The sequence below is a fragment of the Demequina capsici genome, from assembly GCF_032102965.1.
Lineage (GTDB): Bacteria > Actinomycetota > Actinomycetes > Actinomycetales > Demequinaceae > Demequina > Demequina capsici.
Map to the genome: position 1 here is coordinate 2,112,461 of NZ_CP134880.1, position 18,994 is coordinate 2,131,454.

Genomic DNA, 18,994 nt, shown 5'->3' on the forward strand with positions numbered 1-18,994 from the left:
ACGGCCCTATGCCTCGCCAGGCACGATCGGATCGTGACCACGCCGGTCAGCCCTTCACGGCTCCCTGCATGATGCCGGAGACCAGCTGCTTGCCCGCGAAGATGAACAGGAGCAGCAGCGGCACCGTGGCGAGCAGGACGCCCGCGAGCACCAGCGAGTAGTCGACGAAGTAGTTCGCCTGGAGCAGCGACAGCGCCACAGGCAGCGTCGGGTTGTTCTGGTCGAGCACGATGAACGGCCAGAAGAAGTTGTTCCAGGTGGTCACGAACGTGAACAGGAACAGCATGGCCGCAGCGGGACGCGCCGCCGTCAGACCCACGTGCCAGAACGTACGGATCATCGAGCAGCCGTCCACGCGCGCCGCCTCGATGAGCTCGGTCGGCAGGGACTGGGACAGGTACTGCGTCATCCAGAAGACGCCGAACGCCGTCACCAGCGCCGGGATGATGACCGCGCCGAGCGAGCCCGTCCAGCCGAACTTCTGCATCAGGATGTACAGAGGCACGACGCCCAGCTGCACCGGGACCGCCATCGTCGCGATGACCGCGACGAGAAGGACCCCTGAGCCCCTGAAGCGCAGCTTGGCGAAGGCGAAGCCTGCGAGGGTGGACAGGACGACAGTGGTGATCGCCGTGGTCGTCGAGACGATGACAGAGTTGCCGAGCGCCTTCCAGAAGTTCACGGCGGGGTTCTTCAGCACCTCGGTCGCATTGTGGATGAAGTTCCCGCCCGGGATCCAGGAGAAGTTCGTCGCGTAGATCGTCGACTGGTCGCCGGAACCGATCAGGAACGACCAGTAGAAGGGGAAGATGGCCGTGGCGAGCACGATCGCGAGGACCCCGTAGACGAACCACTTGGGTCGACCCGAGCTGATGGAGGTGGACCGACGGCGGGCCATCACTTGCCTCCCTTCGAGGCCTTGACTCGCTTCGGCTTGACCTTCTTGGCGACGGTGTCGCTGGCGATGAGCCGTTGCGTGAGGAAGAAGTTGACGAGGCTGATGGACACGATGATGAGGAAGAGGATCCACGCGACCGCTGCCGCTCGACCGAAGTTGAACTTGCCCCAGCCGGTGTTGTAGAGGTACATCGTGATGGTGAGCCATTGCTTGTTGGCTCCACCCAGGCCGAACGTGTCGTACATGCGAGGCTCGTCGAAGATCTGCAGACCGCCGATCGTGGACGTGATGATGACGAACACCATCGTCGGCCGGATCTGCGGGATGGTGACGGACCAGAAGCGGCGCATGGCGCCCGCGCCGTCGATCGCCGCGGCCTCGAACAGGTCACGCGGGATGGCCTGCATGGCCGCGAGCAGGATCAGGGCGTTGTAGCCGGTCCAGCGGAAGTTCACCATGGTCGCGATCGCGATGTGCGAGGGGATCACGTCGGTGTGCCACAGGATCGGGTTGATGCCGATGTCGCCCAGCAGCGTGTTGACCAGGCCCGACTTGTCTCCGAACATGTTGGAGAAGATCAGCGAGACCGCGACGGGGGCCACCACGTAGGGCAGCAGCACCCCCATGCGCCAGAAGGTCTTGGCGCGCAGGTTCTGGTCCAGCATGGCCGCGATCACGGTGGCGACGATGATCTGCGGGACGGACGAGAACAGGAAGATCGAGAACGTGTTGCGCAGCGCGATCCAGAACTCGCGGTCCTGCAGCACCCACGCGAAGTGCTCGAACCCGACGTAGGAGCCGGTGTTGCGCACCAGGTCCCAGTCCTGGGTGGAGATGAAGGCGGTGTAGAGGATAGGGAAGAGCCCGGTGACCGCGAAGACCAGGAAGAACGGTGCGATGTAGAGGTACGGCGAGTACTTGACGTCCCAGTGGCCCCGGCGCTGGCGCCAGGTCAGCTTCGCGTTGCCGCCGGCCCGACGCTGCTCCTCGGTGGGGCGGTCAGGCTTCGTGAGGGTGGATGACATGGAGGTCCTTCGAGCTGGACGCGACAGCCCGGGCCGCCCCACGTGGGGCGGCCCGGACCGCGGCGTGTTAACCGATCGCGGAGACTTCGGTCAGGAACTGGTTCCAGGACGTCGTGGCGTCCTGCGAGCCGTCCTCGACGCGGGTCAGCGCGTTCTGCATGGCATCGTTCACCTGGAAGTACAGGGCACCCTTGAACGGCGACACGGTGATCGCGTTGGCACGGTTGGAGAAGATCGTGCCGAGAGTGTCGCTGTTGAAGTAGGTCGCCTTGGTGGGCTCGTCGCCGGAGGCGAAGGCCGCGTTCAGCGAAGCCTCGTCGGACAGTGCGTCCACCTGGCTGGGGAACGTGCCCGCGTTGGCGAGGGCCTTGAGCTGCTGCTCAGGAGCGGTCAGCCAGTCGGCGAGAGCCTTGGCCTCCTCCACGTGGGCGCCGTTGGCCGGAACGGTCAGGTACGAGCCGCCCCAGTTGCCGCCGCCGCCGGGGAAGACGTCCGCGACGTTCCACGAGGTGGTGTCGGGGGCCGCGCCCTGGATCACGCCGAGCATCCAGCCCGGGCACAGCATCGTCGCGAACTCGTTGTTGGCGAGAGCGGCGTACCAGTCGTCCGACCACTGCGAGAGGTGGGCCGACATCGTCGACGCGGCGGTGGTGACCTGGTCGTAGATGTCCTTGACCTCGGCGTTGTCGGCGACGGTCAGGGCGCCGGTGTCGGGGTCCTCGTACGCCGCCGCGACCTGGTTGATCATGCCCTGGTAGGTGGCGCCGGCGCCGTCGAACCAGGCGTTGCCGCCCGCGTCCATGTACTGCTGGCCCACCTGGAAGTAGGTGTCCCAGCCGCCCTTGAGGAGCGAGGCGACCTCGGTCGGGTCGGTCGGGAGACCGGCGGCCGCGAACAGGTCCGCGTTGTAGCAGACGGCCTCAGGGCCGATGTCGGTGCCGTAGCCGATCAGGCGGCCATCGGCGTCGGTGGCGGCGGCGGTCTTCCAGTCGAGCCAGCGACCGGTGGTGTCGTCCGAGGTGAGGTCGGCGAGCATGTCCGAGTACTGCATGACCTCGGGCAGCCAGTCCACCTCGATCGCCTCGACGTCGGCGAGGCCGCCGGCGCCCAGCTTGGCGAAGTAGTTGGTGCGAGCGTCGTTCGACGTCGCTGCGACGGTCGGCACCACGGTGATGTTCGGGTGCAGAGCCGTGTACTCGTCGAGCAGGTCCTGCGTGTAGCCGAAGTCGTTGAAGGTGGCGACGGTCAGGGTGATCTGCTCGTCGCTGGTGCTGCCGGAGGCCGAGTCGCTTGGGTTGGCGTCGCCGCTGCTGGAGCAGGCTGCGACACTGAGCGCGAAGACTGCCGCACCCGCAGCGATCCCCGCGGTCTTGTTGCGTCGTGAGAGGCTCACGTTCACTCCCTTGTGAAGTAGGTGCATGACCGACTCCTGAGAGCGCTCTCCCGTGCGGTGGGAGCGCTCTCACGAATCGCCTTGAACGTACGCCCGGGGGGTATGCCCGTCAAACCGTGCAAGCGCTTGCAAGCGTGGTCCGATATCGAATCGTTACCCCCGGGACGCACACAACCGGTTTTCTCGTGAGAGCGCGTTCACGTGCTGGAGAGAGCGCTCTCTCGTCGAAGCGCATCGACCACCGGGTGTCGCGATGGGTCCAACTCTGAGCTGTCGCACGAGACGGCGGGGGCGGCGAGGCTCCTCCCCTGGTTCCCACGCCGCCGCCTCGGCAGCGCGTCACCTCGCCGCCCCGTCACCGAGTGCCTTGGCGGCACCCGGTCACAGGTCGACGCCGCGGGACTCGAGACCGTGCCCGTGCTCGCGCGTCGGCCGGCCTCATGCGACTCCGCGACGTCCACCCTCACCTACGCCGGCGTCACTTACCGCATGAGAGACCAGGACGCAGCGGGCGGAGGATGGTCCCCCACCGATGACATGACGATCCCGTCGGCCCGCGAGCCCGACTCCTCGGGCGACGTCACGCACGTCCACGATCCTTCGCTCGCACCGATGCCGATGTGGTGAGCGCCGACCTGCAACACCGAGCTGCCCGTCAGGCGCAGTGACGTCTCAGAAAGGACACTGGCCCACCCGTCAGGCGCAGTGACGTCTCAGAAACGACACTGGCCCACCCGTCAGGCGCAGTGACGTCTCAGAAACGACACTGGCCCACCCGTCAGGCGCAGTGACGTCTCAGAAACGACACTGGCCCACCCGATCGGCAGCGGCCATGTACGCCATGAATGACAGTCACGCACCCAGCGAGCGACGGCCAGGTACCCCGTGACCGACGGCCAAGCACCCCGTGAGCGACCGCCACGCACTCCGTTCGGGGGCTCAACGGTTGAGCGTCGCCTGTCCCAGGACTCGCGATCCTGCGTAGACGACCAGCGACTGGCCAGCCGCGACGCCGCGCATCGGCTGCTCCAGCTGGACGACGATGCGGTCGCCCTCACGGACCACGGTGGCGGGCACCGGCTCGCCATGTGCACGCACCTGCGCCTCGCACGAGACAGGCTCGTCGGCGCCGACGTCCGGGGCGAGCCACACGACCTGCTCCCCCACCAGCGTCGACACCGACAGCAGCGTCTCAGGGCCGACCATGACCACGTTGCGGACGGTGTCGATGCCGGTGACGTAGCGCGGACGCCCGTCCGCCGCGGGGTTGCCCAGGCCGAGGCCCTTGCGCTGCCCCACCGTGTACGAGTACGCGCCCGTGTGCGCGCCAACCACGGCGCCGTCCTGGTCGACGATCTCACCGGGCCGCTCACCGAGCGCACGCTCGAGGAAACCCTTGGTATCCCCGTCGGCGACAAAGCAGATGTCGTAGGAGTCGGGCTTGTTCGAGACGCCCAGCCCGCGCGCGGCGGCCTCCGCGCGCACCTCAGACTTGGAGCCGACGGAGCCGAGCGGGAACATCGCGCGTTCCAGCTTGTCGGGCCCCATCACGGCCAGCACATAGGACTGATCCTTGGCGGGGTCCGCCGCGCGATGCAGCTCCCTCACCCCGTCGTCGCGGATGTCGATCCGCGCGTAGTGGCCGGTGACCACGGCGTCGAACCCCAGGGCCGACGCACGCTCCAGGAGCGTGTCGAACTTGATGTGCTCGTTGCAGCGCACGCACGGGTTCGGAGTGCGCCCGGCCTCGTACTCCGACAGGAAGTCGGCGACGACGGTGTCGTGAAACTCGTCGGACAGGTCCCACACGTAGTACGGGATGCCGAGCAGGTCCGCAGCGCGCCGGGCGTCGTTCGCGTCTTCGATGGAGCAGCAGCCTCGCGACCCGTTGCGGTGCAGGTCCCGGTTGCGACTGAGCGCCATGTGCACACCTGTCACGTCATGCCCCGCATCGACCGCGCGCGCCGCAGCAACGGCGGAGTCGACTCCTCCGGAGAGGGCGGCGAGCACGCGCATGAGGACCTCGCAGGACGGCGTCAGGGACCCGCCAAGTTTACGCGCCGCTCTGACTGGGCCCCGCCGGCGCGCTTCGCACCGTGCACACCATCGGTCGGTGTCACAACGTCGTCCCGTCTCGCACCGTCATTCGGGGCCGCACCGTCATTCAGAAGCGCAACGTCGTCCGGTGTCACAACGTCGTCCGGTGTCACAGCGCCGCCCCGAGTCGCGCTGTCGTCCCGAGTCGCAACATCGTCCCTAGTCACAGCGTGACTCCGAGTCGCGACGCCGCCGCGCGCGTAGGCGTCAATGCGGGCGCGGCCGCCGAGCGAGGGTGTGCGGGCACGGTCGACCGACCGTGGAGGCACGAACCAGACGCGGTTGTCGACGACATTGATGTCCCATCCGTCGCGATGCACGTCATGGTGGCATCGCACGCACAACAGCACTCCGTTGGACAGGTCGGTAGGGCCGGAGTCTCGGTCCCACCACTCGATGTGATGCACCTCGCACCAGCTCGGCGGTGCATGGCACTTCGCGCAGCCGCCGTCACGCTCGACAAGCGCAAGCCGTTGGGCCTGGGTGAACAGCCGTCGACGACGCCCCCAGTCGAGAACCTCGCCTTCGCTTCCGAGCACTGCGGGGATGACCTCGGCGTCGGCCGCCATCTGTCGCAGTGCGGTCACGCTGATGGGCGTAGTCGCACCGTCGATCTCGGCGATGCCGACGCCTTCGTGCAGAGCGTCGACGTCGACACGCACCACTACCGTGGTCCGGACACCGACATGATCGGATTCGCAGCCCTGGGCGTGGCGCGCGAGCCAGACCAGGGCATCCGCGCGCAGCTGAAGCGCAGTGGAGTCGGAGGTAGGCCCCTGTCCGATCTGCCGACGTGTGCCCGCCGACGTAGCCTGCGCCGCCTGTGCGGCCCTGGCGTCGCGTTGCTTCTGGAAGGCGTCACGCACATAAGCGTCGAGCATGGCGCGCACAGGTGCGGCCGAGACAGGGTCAAGCCGTGCGGTGACGGTGACCATCCCGTCGGGCTCGGACCGGATCGTCGCGGCTCGGTCGGCGTATTGGCGCTGCTCGCGTCCTTCCAGTTCATCAGGGCGCACACGCGCCTCCGCGAACGCGACCAGCCGTCGGATCTTCGCCAGCGGCAGGCCTATTGCCTTGCCGACGACGTCCCGTTCCCACTGCGCGAGCTGGTCCCCAATGAGGTTCTCGGCGACGCGCTCAAGCGCATCGGCAAGGAGCGCGCCGGCATCGACGGAGAGCCGGTGGCTCCGCAGCTCCATGGCGAGCATGGGGAAGCGCGGACCCCGATGCGTTGTCGCGGCAGGGTCGGCACCCGGCGCGAACGCACCGTCGGCACCCGACCCAGCAGAGTCGGCAGCCGCACGCTCTACATCCCCACGCTCGGCGCACCGGGCCTCGTCATCACGTGCCAGCACCCTGCCGACTCGCATCAGCCGCGACGCCTCGGCGAAACTCCCACCGGCGACAGAGGCTACGAGGCCCTGCGCGCTCTGATGCCCCTCGTGACGGGCCAACCCCACCGCGCCATCGGTCGGCTCGGACCGCCGCGCGACTTCCGCCGAGATCCGTGCAAGCAGCACGTCGGCCTCGCGCCGGACCGCCACCGCACGCACCTGCACCGCCAGCAGTTCCGCGCGAGGCAGCGACTCGACGTCGTCCACGAGCGCGCGCAGCGCGACGACATCCGTGAGGGTGCCGTCACTCGTCGTCATGGATTCATCCCGTCACGGGGGTCTGACAAATGGGACGAAAGGGGTGCCAGAGTGTTCAGGGACGAGCGGCAGCGGGACGAGCAACCTCAGCCAGCACAGCACAGCACAGCCAGCGCAGTCGGCGACCACCGGAGCACCACGGACGGGACCGCGAGAAGCCGATTGCGACCACTCTCATGACCGGGTGCGCGGAGCGCGGTCACGCGACCGCGCCTGCGGCCCGCGCGGCGGACCCTCACCCCGTGCGGCGTGCCCCGATGCGGCGGGCCAGCTCGTCGGCATCGCGCGTGACCGCCTCGACGACCCGCTCTCGCCATGTGTCGTCCCCTCGCTCGGACGGGAACGTGACCGCGAGCGCCGCGACCGGCCAGCCCGCGTGGTCGCGTACAGGCACAGCGACGGATGCGAGCCCCTCCGTCACGGAGCCGTCCTCCCAGGAGTAGCCTCTGGCGCGGGTCACGCGGACCAGCTCCTTGAGCTCACGGTACGACCGCGGCGCGCCCTGGGGCGCCGACTCGAAGGCCGCCGGTCCAGGGAAGGTGGCCCGCAGCTGCGCGTGTGGCAGCGCCGCGAGGATCGCACGGCCTGACGCGGTCACGAGCGCGCTGAGCCGCACGCCGACGTCGGTGATGAGCATGGGCCTGCGTGGCGCGCGCTGCTCGACGACGTAGACCACGTCGCGACCCTCGAGGACCGCGAGGTGCGCGGACTCCCCCACCCGGTCCACGAGCCCGGCGATCAGCGGGGCGCCGAGCCGGGACAGCGGCTGCTGTCGGGAGTAGCCGGAGCCGAGCTCATAGGCGGCGACGCCCAGGCCGTAGCGGGATTCCTCTGGCAGGTGCACCACATACCCGTGATCGACCATGGACGCGAGCTGGCGGTACAGGGAGGCGCGTGGGATGCGCAGCGCTGTCGCGAGATGACCGGCCGTGACGGGACCGCGCTGGCGTGCGAGGTGGGTGAGGATGGCGAGCGCCTGATCGACGGCTGGCGTGGCGGGGCGGGCTCGGGCCGGCCTGCGAACGCCACCGGGTGCCGCTTCCTGCGCGTCGTCCATGCGACTAGTCTCACATATGAGACAGCACTGCGGGGATGCGCGGTCCGCCCGCGACAGGAGCGCCGTTTCATGAGTGCATGACACTCCTCGACACGTCCGTCCCCACCGTCACGATCGGCGCGGGCGCCCCGTCCCCCGAGGACGTCGTCGCCGTGGCCCGCCGCGACGCGCACCTGCTGATCGACCCGGCCGCACTGGAGGGCATGGCCGGCTCGCGTGGCGTGATCGAGGCGCTCGCGGCGGATCCGCAGCCGCATTACGGCGTCAGCACCGGCTTCGGCGCGCTCGCCACCACGTTCATCGACGGCGACCGTCGCCGTCAGCTGCAGCTGAGCCTGGTGCGCTCGCACGCCGCCGGCGCTGGCCCGGAGGTCGAGCGCGAGGTGGTGCGCGCGCTGACGATGCTGCGCCTGTCGACCCTCCTGACCAGCCGCACGGGCGCACGTCCCGTCGTCGCCGAGACCTACGCGGCGATGCTCAACGCGGGCATCACGCCGATCGTCCACGAGTACGGCTCGCTTGGCTGCTCCGGCGACCTTGCGCCGCTGGCGCACGTTGCGCTCGCCGCCACCGGCGAAGGCCCCGTGCGAGACGGGCACGGCATTGCGATGGGCGCAGCGAACGCCCTCGCGTGCGCCGGGATCGAGCCTCTGGTGCTCGAGGAGAAGGAGGGCCTGGCGGTCATCAACGGCACGGACGGGATGCTGGGCCAGCTGCTGCTGGCGCTCGCCGACCTGGACCTGATGGTGACCACGGCCGACGTGACGGCGGGCATGAGCATCGAGGCGCTGCTCGGCACGGACGCGCCGTTCGCCGCGGACCTCCAGGCGCTGCGCCCTCACCCCGGGATCGGCGCGTCAGCCCACAACCTCACCCGCATCCTCGACGGGTCGGGCATCGTCGCGAGCCACCGCGGCCCGGACTGCACGCGGGTGCAGGACGCCTACTCGCTGCGGTGCGCTCCGCAGGTGGGCGGCGCCGTGCGCGACACGATCGCTCACGCGCGTCTGGTGGCGAGCCGCGAGCTCGCGGCGGCCGTCGACAACCCTGTGGTCACGCCCGACGGTCGTGTCGAGTCCAATGGGAGCTTCCACGGCGCGCCGGTCGCCTACGTGCTGGACTTCCTTGCCATCGCGGTGGCGGACCTGGCGAGCATGGCGGAGCGCCGCATCGACCGTCTGCTGGACCCCGCCCGCAATCACGGCCTGCCGCCGTTCCTGGCGCACGAGGTGGGCGTCGACTCGGGCCTGATGATCGCGCAGTACACCGCGGCGGGCATCGTGTCCGAGCTCAAGAGGCTGGCCTCCCCTGCGTCGGTCGACTCGATCCCGTCGTCGGCCATGCAGGAGGACCACGTGTCGATGGGTTGGCATGCGGCCCGCAAGCTGCGGACCTCGATCGACGGGCTGTCCCGCGTGCTGGGGATCGAGCTGCTTGCGGCGTCCCGCGCGCAGGCCCTCAGGGCTCCGCTCGAGCCGTCGCCCGCGACGGAGGCCGCAGCGATGCTCGTCTCTCAGTCCGCCGGTCCCGGCCCGGACCGCTTCGTGGCGCCAGAGCTCGAGGCCGCCGCCTCCGCCGTGCGCGACGGCCACGTGCTCGCGGCGGTCGAGCACCGCATCGGCCGGCTCAGCCACACCTGACGACCGCCCCACCTGACGACCGCCCCACGTCACCACCACCCCACCTGACGACCGCCGCACCGCCTTCACACCACCCGCTACCAGGAGGAACGATGACCGCCCCCGCTACCGCCCGCATCGTCCGCGCCGCCCGTGGCACGGAGCTCACCGCCAAGTCGTGGCAGACCGAGGCGCCGCTCCGCATGCTCATGAACAACCTGGACCCGGAGGTCGCGGAGCGGCCCGAGGACCTGGTGGTCTATGGCGGAACCGGTCGCGCGGCCCGCAGCTGGGAGGCGTACGACGCGATCGTCGCGACCCTGCGCGACCTCGAGTCCGACGAGACGCTGCTGGTGCAGTCGGGCAAGCCGGTGGGCGTATTCCGCACGCACGAGTGGGCGCCGCGGGTGCTGATCGCGAACTCGAACCTGGTGGGCGACTGGGCCACCTGGCCCGAGTTCCGCCAGCTCGAGGCGCTGGGCCTCACGATGTACGGCCAGATGACGGCCGGCTCGTGGATCTACATCGGCACCCAGGGCATCCTGCAGGGCACGTACGAGACGTTCGCCGCGGTGGCGCGGGAGCGTGCGGAGCGCGCCGGCCAAGACCCGCGCGTCGCCTCGCTGCGCGGCACCCTCACGCTGACCGGCGGCGCGGGCGGCATGGGCGGCGCGCAGCCGCTCGCGGTCACCCTCAACGAGGGTGCCTGCCTGATCGTGGACGTGGACGCGGCGAGGCTGGAGCGCCGGGTGGCGCACGGGTACCTCGACACGGTAGGCACGGACCTGGACGACGCGATCGCGCAGGCGGTCGCAGCGAGGAACGCGGGACGCGCGCTCTCGGTGGGCGTGGTCGGCAACGCCGCCGAGGTGTTCCCCGAGCTGCTGCGCCGAGGCGTGCCGATCGACATCGTCACCGACCAGACGTCCGCCCACGACCCGCTGAGCTACCTGCCGGAGGGGTTCACGGTGGAGCAGTGGCATGAGCGCGCTGCGCTCGACCCCGAATGCTTCACCGCCGCCGCCCGCGGCTCGATGGCGCGGCATGTGGAGGCGATGGTCGGGTTCAAGGACGCAGGCGCCGACGTCTTCGACTACGGCAACTCGATCCGAGCCGAGGCGCAGCTGGGCGGATACGAGCGGGCCTTCGACTTTCCCGGCTTCGTGCCTGCGTACATCCGCCCGCAGTTCGAGGAGGGACGCGGACCGTTCCGGTGGGCGGCGCTCTCTGGAGACCCGGACGACATCGCGAGGACCGACAAGGCGCTCATGGAGCTGTTCCCTGAGCATGAGTCGCTGCATCGCTGGCTCAAGGCTGCAGGCGAGAAGGTGCACTTCGAGGGCCTTCCTGCGCGCATCTGCTGGCTCGGATACCAGGAGCGTCACCTGGCTGGCCTCAAGTTCAACGAGATGGTCGCCTCCGGTGAGCTGTCCGCTCCGATCGTGATCGGGCGGGATCACCTGGACTCCGGCTCGGTCGCGTCCCCGTACCGCGAGACCGAGGGCATGAAGGACGGATCGGACGCGATCGCCGACTGGCCGCTGCTGAACGCGCTGCTCAACACGGCGTCGGGCGCGACCTGGGTGTCGCTGCATCACGGCGGCGGCGTGGGGATCGGGCGCTCGATCCACGCGGGCCAGGTGGTCGTGGCGGACGGCACCGACCTGGCTGCCGAGAAGATCTCGCGCGTGCTGGTCAACGACCCCGGCACGGGCGTCATGCGTCACGTGGATGCCGGCTACGAGCATGCGAGGGACATCGCTCGCGAGCGGGGCCTCCGTGTGCCCATGCTGGACGCATGATGACCGCATCCCCGACCGCCACGGAGCTCTCGCGGACCCGGCCTGCGCTGCGCGACGGCGTGCTGGACCCGGTCGATGCCCTGGCCGAGCTGGCTCCGATCGGACGCGACGAGGCGCGGGGCGGCTGGTCCCGTCATCTGCTGGACGATGCGGACCAGAAGATGCGCGAATGGTTCTTCCAGACGGCAATATCGCTCGGTTTGCGCTTCGAACGCGATGCGAACGCGAATCAGTGGGCCGTCTGGGCGCCCCCAGGGGCCTCCGGAAAGGCGGTCGGCACCGGCAGCCACCTGGACTCCGTCCCCGGCGGCGGTCCGCTCGACGGCCCGCTCGGCGTGGTCTCCTCGCTCGCGGCCGTCTCCCGCCTGATCGCGGAGGGTCACCGACCCGCGCACCCGATCCGGGTGGCGAACTTCGCCGAGGAGGAGGGCGCGCGCTTCGGCGTCCCCTGCCTGGGATCTCAGCTGCTGTGCGGCGAGCTCGCACCCGAGCGTGTGCGCGCATTGACCGACGCCACGGGAACCAGTTGCGCGCACGTGCTCGAGGCGGGCGGGTACGAGCCTTCCGTGATCGGCGCAGACCCGTCGCGCCTGGCAGACCTGGCCATGTACGTCGAGCTGCACGTCGAGCAGGGATGCCAGCTCGCGCCGCTCGACGCTCCTGTGGGCCTCGCGACCGGCATCCTGGCGCACGGACGCTGGCTGCTCACGATCACCGGCCGCGGCGACCACGCGGGCGCGACGGAGCTCGAGTCGCGGCACGACCCGATGCTCGTGGCCGCCACCGCGATCCAGGCAGCCCGCACGCACGCGCTGCTGGCGGACCCTGCGACCAAGGGGCGCGCGACCGTCGGCAAGCTGCAGGTGGTGCCCGGCGGTTCGAACGCCATCGCGTCCGAGGTGCGGCTGTGGCTGGACGCTCGCGCGGAACGCGATGAGGACGTGCGCGCGCTCGTGGCGCGCATCGTCGCCGAGATGGAGACGTCCGCGGACTCGGAGGGCTGCGAGATGGCCCTCACCGAGGAGTCGTTCAGCACTCGGGTGACGTTCGACGCCGCGCTGACCGCGCGCATCGGAGCGGCCCTCCGGCCGACGCTCGGGGACGTGCCGCGCATCCCGACCGGTGCGGGCCACGATGCGGGCATCCTCGCGGCGTACCTGCCGACCGCCATGCTGTTCGTGCGCAATCCCGACGGTGTGTCCCACTCGCCGCTCGAGGGCGCGACGGACGACGACATCCGCGCGGGAGTCGCCGCGCTCACCGATACGCTGCGCGCGCTGACCTCGCCGGAGGTCGCATGAGGATCGCCTGCGACCGCCTGGTCCTGCCCGACGGCGAGCTGACCGACGTCGTCATCGACCTCGACTCGGACGGCATCGTCCAGTCGTGGTCCACGGGATCGCCTGCCGCGACGCCGGATCTCGCTGTCGCGCTCGCCGTCCCCGCGTTCGCGAACACGCACAGCCACGCATTCCACCGCCTGCTGCGGGGCCGCACGAACTCGGGCGGCGGCGACTTCTGGCATTGGCGCGAGGTGATGTACGCGCAGGCCGGCACGCTGGACCCCGATCGGATGCGGTTCATCGCGACGGCCGTGTACTCGGAGATGGTGGCGGCCGGCTACTCCGCGGTGGGCGAGTTCCACTACCTGCACCACCGTCCCGACGGCACGCCGTATCAGGCGCATGACATGGAGCTGGCGCTCGCCGAGGCGGCGGACACGGCCGGGATCCGGCTCACGCTCCTCGACACGCTCTACCTCCAGGGAGGCCTGGGCCGCCCGGTCGAGGGCGCTCAGGCACGCTTCACCGACGGCACCGTCGCGCGCTCGCACGAGCGCTGGCGTTCGCTGCGCGCGGCCCTCGCCGACGCTCACCCGACGGTGGTCCTCGGCGCCGCGATCCATTCGGTCCGCGCCGTGGGTCCGGGACATCTGGCCGACGCGGTCGCGGGCCTGCCCGAGGATGTCCCGCTCCACGTGCACCTGTCCGAGCAGACCGCCGAGAACGACGAGTGCCTTGCCGCGACCGGAGTGACGCCCACGGCGCTGCTGGCGCGCGCGGGGGCGCTGTCCGAGAGGACCACCGTGGTCCATGCGACGCATCTGACCGATGCCGACGTCACGATGCTGGGCGGTGCGGGCGTGGCGGTGTCCATGTGTCTCAGCACGGAGGCGGATCTGGGCGACGGGCTGGGCCGGGCCGCCGATCTGCGCGACGCGGGCGCGCGGCTCACGATCGGGTCCGACCAGAACGTGGTCGTGGACCCTTTCGACGAGCTGCGGCGCCTGGAGGGCGGCGCTCGCCTCGCCGCCCACCGACGCGGAGTCCTCTCCCCCGACGAGCTGTGGCGGGCGGGCGGCATACAGGGCCACATCGCGCTCTGCCCGCTCGGCGCGCCAGTACGGGCGCTGCGCGTGGGCCATCCGTTCGATCTGGCGATCCTCGATGCGCGCTCTGTGCGCACGGTAGGCGCAGACCCGCACGAGCTGATGCTGGCCGCATCGGCGGACGACGTCCTGGGCACCGTGGTGCGCGGGACGCACCGGGAGTCGGCGCACCTGCGCGCCGTGGCCGTCGCGAACTACCTGAGGGCGGAGGCCGGCCATGGGCAGTGAGGCGATCGTCGGCATCGGCGTCCTGGCCACGATGGACGACCGCGAGGGCACCGGTGCAGGCCTCATGGCCCTCCACCGTGATGCGGCCGTGGTCGTGGAGGATGGACGGATCGCATGGATCGGCCCGTCGTCCCAGACTCCTGAGACGGATACCAGGTACGACGCGGCTGGCGCTGCGATGATCCCGGGCTTCGTGGACTCGCACACCCACGCGGTCTTCGGCGGGGACCGCGCCGCGGAGTTCGATGCTCGGATGTCCGGAGCGCCCTACTCCGCCGGCGGGATCCGCTCCACTGTGGCCGCCACGCGCGCCGCAACATCCGACGAGCTCACGGCACGCACCCAGCACCTGCTGGACGAAGCCCTGCGCCAAGGCACCACCACCGTGGAGATCAAGTCCGGCTACGGGCTCGACGTGAAGACGGAGCGGCGGCTGCTCGAGGTCGCCGGGCGATTCACCGACGAGGTCACGTTCCTCGGTGCGCACGTGGTCGCGCCAGAGATGACGTCGCGCCGTGCCGAGTACGTGGACCTCGTGGCGGGGCCGATGCTCGCTGAGGCTGCCCCCCTGGCGCGGTGGATCGACGTGTTCTGCGAGGACGGGGCGTTCGACGTCGAGGAGACGCGGCGCATCCTGGCCGCCGGACGTGACGCCGGGCTGGGGCTGCGTGTGCACGCCAACCAGCTCACGCAGTCGGGAGCCGCTGGGCTCGGCGTCGAGCTGGGGGCGGCGAGCATCGACCACTGCACGTTCCTGTCGGACAAGGACGTGGACGCGTTGGCCGCGTCCGACACAGTGGCGACGTTCGTGCCGGGCGCCGAGTTCTCCACGCGTCAGCCCTATCCACGCATCGAGCGCCTACGGGAGGCGAGCGTCACCTGGGCGATCGCGTCGGACTGCAACCCCGGCTCCTCCTTCACGACGTCGATGCCGTTCTGCATCGCATTGGCGGTCCGGGACATGGGCATGACGCCGTCGGAGGCGATCCGCGCGGCGACCCTGGGTGGGGCGCAAGCGCTGCGCCGGACCGACGTGGGCCGCATCGCTGTCGGCGCCCGTGCCGACCTGGTGCTGCTCGACGCCCCCGACCCGGTGCACCTGGCCTACCGGCCGGGCGTGCCGCTCGTGAGCCGCGTCTGGCGCGACGGCGTGGTGGCGACCCGGTGGGAGCACGTGGCGGGCTGAAGAGAAGCGCCTGGCCAGCAGATTCTCGCTCGTCCTCATCCCGCATGCAACGACGTCCACCGCCTCTGCTCGCATGCCCGGGAGGCTCGCCCGACTCCGGGTGCGCGGATACCATCGCCCTCCGGCGGATCGGTTGCGGGCTTCCGGGGACTACAACCAGGTCTCGGGTGGCATCTGTGCGATGACGGGGTTGATCGGGTCGCTGCCAGTCACGGAGAACAGCGCTTCGTGCTCGCCTGTCGCGATGTTGGTGCGCAGGACTGTGGCGCGTTTGCCCAGCCCTTGAGCGGTCAACAGGTGGTCGTTGTCTGCAAGGCCGAGCGGCCGCAGCCTGCGGAACCCCATCGAGTTCGGCTTGGGGAACATCTCGATCTCATGCCTGGTTCCGTCGAGCCCCTGGATCCATGAGAGCGGCCGTGGCGGATGAGTCGTATGCCCGCCAAGGAGCAGACGATCCGAGTCAGGCCCCCATGATGCGGTGCCCGACAGGTACGCGCCGGGATACGAGGCGACCGTGTGGCCCGTGGCCACGTCCAGGACTCGCACCCCGTTCACGTCGAACTCACCTTCGGGGCCTCGAACCTCGACCGCCAGCAGCCGCCCGTCGGGCGACCACTGCACCGGAACGGTCGCTTCGTCGAAAGTGGGTCGGCCGCCAGTAACCGACAGGACTCGTTCATGTCCGTACGTGTAGATCTCGCGAGGAACCTGGCCATCGAATGTAGCGATCCAGATCGAGGTACGTACGCTGCGAATGACGTGCCGGTGATGTGCGCTTTCCAACGCATTGGCTTCCTCCGGCGGCATGCCGGAGGTATCCGGCCATGGTTCGGTCGCCGAGGTCCAGAGTTCGATGATCGCGACATGCTCCCCGTCGGGAGAACCACCGAAGTATGCCGAGGCCTGAGCCGCCGCTATGCGGGGCTCAAATCCCACTCTGTCGACCTCACCTGTGGACACGTCGACCCGATAGACGCCCTCCGTAGTGGACCATGGCACACCCTTCCGCACCTCAGCTGCAGGGACAGCCACTCGTCGATTCACGAGAATCGCTCGCCCACCAGGAACGATGGCGATCTGCTCACCCGCGTCGAAGTCCGCCGGCAGAGCCATCTGGCCCGTCTGCTTCGCACCGAGACTCCAGCCCTCGTACTGGAAGCCCAACAAGGTGCGTTGCCCCAAACCGAACAACGCCACCACCGGCGCATCCGAAGGCCACAAGGAGCCTTCACCCAAGGTCGGACTCCAGCGAGCCATGCCTTTCATCTTTCCCCCATGCCCGTCAGCGTTGACCTCGATGTCTTGAAGTATGGCCGGACCACATCTGCCCCGCACCGACAAGGGAGAAGTTGCCGGCTCTGCAATCTCACGGGGCGACGCACTTGCCGCCAAACCGACCAGTGGTCAATCCACCGGCTTGGGCGGTCAAGTCCTTAGACGTGGTGTATCTGATTCGTGATCCTTCGATGCTTGTGTGTCAGGCGGTGAGAGCGCGGAGGTCGGGTTCGATCACCTCCTCGGTGTCGGGTTCGCCGACGCGACGTGCTGCGGCGAGGGCGTCGAGTCCGAGGTAGCGGCGTTGCTCAGCCCATTCGTCGCGCGCTACTGAGCCGGCCGAGGCATACCAGGCAGGCTGACCGACGCCGAGCCGGCCCGTCCCCGCGAGTAGACCGGGATCACGTCGAGCGGAGCCGCGGTCTCGATCCACTCACCGCCCGCATGTATGGACCCGTCGTGCATGCCGTGCCACTCGACGCCGGCGGGAAGGTAGACCTTCCGGGCGCGCGCACCGGGGTCCACCACGGGTGCCACCACCAGCTCGCCGCCCAGCATGAACTGATCCTTCAGGGTCCAGCACCGCGCGTCGTCGGGGAACTCGTGGAACATGGCGCGCAGCACGGGCTGGCCGTGCTCATGCGCGTCCCGCATCGTCTGCCGAAGGTAGGGCCGCAGTTCCTCGCGCAGGTGCACGTACGAGGCGAGCACGTCGTAAACCTGGTCGCCGAAGCTCCACAGCTCGTTCGGTGCACCGCTCTCAAGCCGACGTTCGCCGTCGGCCGTGGTCACGCGCTCCACCGGCTTGCGGTCGCCGTGCATGCGCATCACCGGACAGAACGTCGCGAACTGGAACCAACGGATCAGGAGCTCGTGGAACTCGGGGTCCTCGATGTGGCCGTCGTGAAAGCCGCCGATGTCTGTGGTGAACCACGGGATGCCCGCGATGCCCATATGGATCGCGGCGGTGATCTGGCGGCGCAGGTCCGTCCACGTGGAGTGGATGTCGCCGGACCAGGCGAGCGCTCCGTAGCGCTGGCTTCCCGCCCACGCGCAGCGCACCAGGTTGACGACGTCCGTCTGACCCGAGGCCATCTGTCCTTCATAGAAGGCGCGCGAGTAGGCCTGCGGATAGATGTTCGCCACCTGCACGGCCGGACCCTGGTGGTAGCGCTGCTGGTCGAAGTCGTACACCGCGTACTCGGGCTCCGCCTCGTCGAGCCAGAACAGCTTGATGCCCAGGTCGGCGTAGTTGCGCTTGCAGATCTCCCAGACCTTGTCGCGCGCGGCCGGGTTCGTAGCGTCGAGGAACGCGCTCGGCTCCTCGAAGGACATCTGGATGTTCGCGCCCCGCTCCACGCGGACCAGGGCGTTCATGCGCGCGAGTTCGTCGAAGTTCTCCGAGTGCACGGAGATCTGCGGCCACACGGACACCATGAGCTCGATGCCGAGCGAACACAGCTCGTCGACCATCGCCTGAGGGTCAGGCCAGAACTCCTCCTCGAACCGGAAGTCGCCCATCGTGGGCCAGTGGAAGAAGTCGGCGACGATCACATCCATAGGCAGGCCGCGCCGCTTGTGCTCGCGCGCGACGTCGAGCAGCTGTTCCTGGTTCCAGTAGCGGAGCTTGCACTGCCAATACCCGAGCCCGTGCTCCGGCATCATCGGCACATGGCCGGTCGCATCGGCGTAAGCCGCGGTGATCGCGGCGGGCGTCGCTCCGGCGGTGATCCAGTAGTCGAGCTGGAGCGCCGACTCGGCGGTCCATTCGCTCCTGTTGGCTGCGAACGTGGCCCGTCCGATCGCGGGGTTGTGCCACAGGAGTCCGTAGCCGCGGCTGGACAGGACGAACGGCACGCTCGCCTGCGAGTTGCGGTGGGCCAGTTCGAGCGTCGCACCCTTGAGGTCCATGAGCGCCTGCTGGTACTGCCCCATGCCGTACAGCCGCTCACCGTCGTTCGCCTCGAACGACGCGGTGATCCTGTGCGCACCTCCGGGGATGCCACGGAGGTGTCGCGCCTCGTACTTCAGCGAGCCGCCCGTCTCGAGCTCGCGGAGCAGCACGGTGCCGTCCGTGTCCGTGTAGTCGATGCGGCACTGGTGGACCGGATAGCCGGCCTGGACGTCCAGGAAAGCGCACGCGGTGAGCGTCGCGACGATCCGGCCGTTCACCACCCGGGCCACGTCCCCCTCGACCGTCACCGTCGGCGCGGTGGACGAGGGCGGAAGGAGCGCGTAGTCCGTGTCGACGAGCTCCCCTGCGCGGGTAGAACGCGTGCGCAGGCTGTCGGCGCCCCATGCCTGGACGTAGACCGTCTCGCCGTCGCCTCGCCAGACGACTCCGTCAGGCCTGATCTCGAAGCTGTGCGTCAT

The 18,994-nt window shown here is 69.5% G+C and carries 14 protein-coding genes; 6 read left to right on the forward strand and 8 right to left on the reverse strand.

The window, feature by feature from the left end:
• Positions 1-46: 46 nt before the first annotated feature.
• The 3 genes from RN607_RS10180 to RN607_RS10190 all read right to left on the reverse strand — a co-directional run bounded on the left by RN607_RS10180 (position 47) and on the right by RN607_RS10190 (position 3,343).
• A complete protein-coding gene (locus RN607_RS10180) occupies positions 47-898 on the reverse strand; it encodes a carbohydrate ABC transporter permease (RefSeq protein WP_313542411.1) in 852 nt (283 codons plus the stop codon).
• On the reverse strand, positions 898-1,923 hold the full coding sequence (locus RN607_RS10185) for a carbohydrate ABC transporter permease (protein WP_313496859.1): 1,026 nt from the start codon (positions 1,921-1,923) through the stop codon (positions 898-900). Before RN607_RS10185 ends, RN607_RS10180 begins: the two co-directional genes overlap by 1 nt.
• Positions 1,924-1,990: 67 nt before the next feature.
• Positions 1,991-3,343 (reverse strand): ABC transporter substrate-binding protein, encoded by a 1,353-nt coding sequence (locus tag RN607_RS10190; RefSeq protein WP_376784155.1) that lies wholly within the window; start codon positions 3,341-3,343, stop codon positions 1,991-1,993.
• A 462-nt stretch (positions 3,344-3,805) separates the two neighbouring features.
• On the opposite strand from RN607_RS10190, the gene RN607_RS10195 reads away from it, so the two are divergent.
• On the forward strand, positions 3,806-3,943 hold the full coding sequence (locus RN607_RS10195) for a hypothetical protein (protein ID WP_313542415.1): 138 nt from the start codon (positions 3,806-3,808) through the stop codon (positions 3,941-3,943).
• Positions 3,944-4,255: 312 nt separating this feature from the next.
• Here RN607_RS10195 and mnmA read toward each other — a convergent pair whose 3' ends face one another.
• From mnmA to RN607_RS10210, 3 genes are all read right to left on the reverse strand, one after another.
• Positions 4,256-5,332 carry a tRNA 2-thiouridine(34) synthase MnmA gene (gene mnmA, locus RN607_RS10200; RefSeq protein ID WP_313542417.1) on the reverse strand — a complete coding sequence of 359 codons (1,077 nt, stop codon included), beginning with the start codon at positions 5,330-5,332 and terminating at the stop codon, positions 4,256-4,258.
• A gap of 20 nt (positions 5,333-5,352) precedes the next feature.
• A complete protein-coding gene (locus RN607_RS10205) occupies positions 5,353-7,065 on the reverse strand; it encodes an HNH endonuclease (RefSeq protein WP_313542419.1) in 1,713 nt (570 codons plus the stop codon).
• 235 nt (positions 7,066-7,300) lie between these two features.
• On the reverse strand, positions 7,301-8,122 hold the full coding sequence (locus tag RN607_RS10210) for an IclR family transcriptional regulator (RefSeq protein WP_313542421.1): 822 nt from the start codon (positions 8,120-8,122) through the stop codon (positions 7,301-7,303).
• Positions 8,123-8,199: 77 nt separating this feature from the next.
• Between RN607_RS10210 and hutH the strand changes: the two genes are divergently transcribed.
• The 5 genes from hutH to hutI all read left to right on the forward strand — a co-directional run bounded on the left by hutH (position 8,200) and on the right by hutI (position 15,346).
• The gene (hutH, locus tag RN607_RS10215; RefSeq protein ID WP_313542423.1) at positions 8,200-9,762 is read left to right on the forward strand and encodes a histidine ammonia-lyase; all 1,563 of its coding nucleotides are present in this window, start codon (positions 8,200-8,202) and stop codon (positions 9,760-9,762) included.
• Positions 9,763-9,854: 92 nt separating this feature from the next.
• The gene (hutU, locus tag RN607_RS10220) at positions 9,855-11,543 is read left to right on the forward strand and encodes a urocanate hydratase (RefSeq protein WP_313496870.1); all 1,689 of its coding nucleotides are present in this window, start codon (positions 9,855-9,857) and stop codon (positions 11,541-11,543) included.
• Positions 11,540-12,844: an allantoate amidohydrolase gene (locus tag RN607_RS10225; protein WP_313496872.1), complete on the forward strand. Its 1,305-nt coding sequence runs from the start codon at positions 11,540-11,542 to the stop codon at positions 12,842-12,844. The genes hutU and RN607_RS10225 overlap by 4 nt, the downstream gene beginning before the upstream one ends.
• Positions 12,841-14,160, forward strand: coding sequence for a formimidoylglutamate deiminase (locus RN607_RS10230; protein WP_313542425.1), 1,320 nt, complete (start codon positions 12,841-12,843; stop codon positions 14,158-14,160). The genes RN607_RS10225 and RN607_RS10230 overlap by 4 nt, the downstream gene beginning before the upstream one ends.
• Positions 14,150-15,346 carry an imidazolonepropionase gene (gene hutI / locus RN607_RS10235; RefSeq protein WP_313496876.1) on the forward strand — a complete coding sequence of 399 codons (1,197 nt, stop codon included), beginning with the start codon at positions 14,150-14,152 and terminating at the stop codon, positions 15,344-15,346. The genes RN607_RS10230 and hutI overlap by 11 nt, the downstream gene beginning before the upstream one ends.
• A 150-nt stretch (positions 15,347-15,496) precedes the next feature.
• Here the strand turns inward: hutI and RN607_RS10240 are convergent, their stop codons facing one another.
• A complete protein-coding gene (locus tag RN607_RS10240; protein WP_313496878.1) occupies positions 15,497-16,603 on the reverse strand; it encodes a WD40 repeat domain-containing protein in 1,107 nt (368 codons plus the stop codon).
• Between the two features lie 345 nt (positions 16,604-16,948).
• Entirely contained in the window at positions 16,949-18,994 is a 2,046-nt protein-coding gene (locus RN607_RS10245; RefSeq protein ID WP_313496880.1) for a glycoside hydrolase family 31 protein, read from the reverse strand.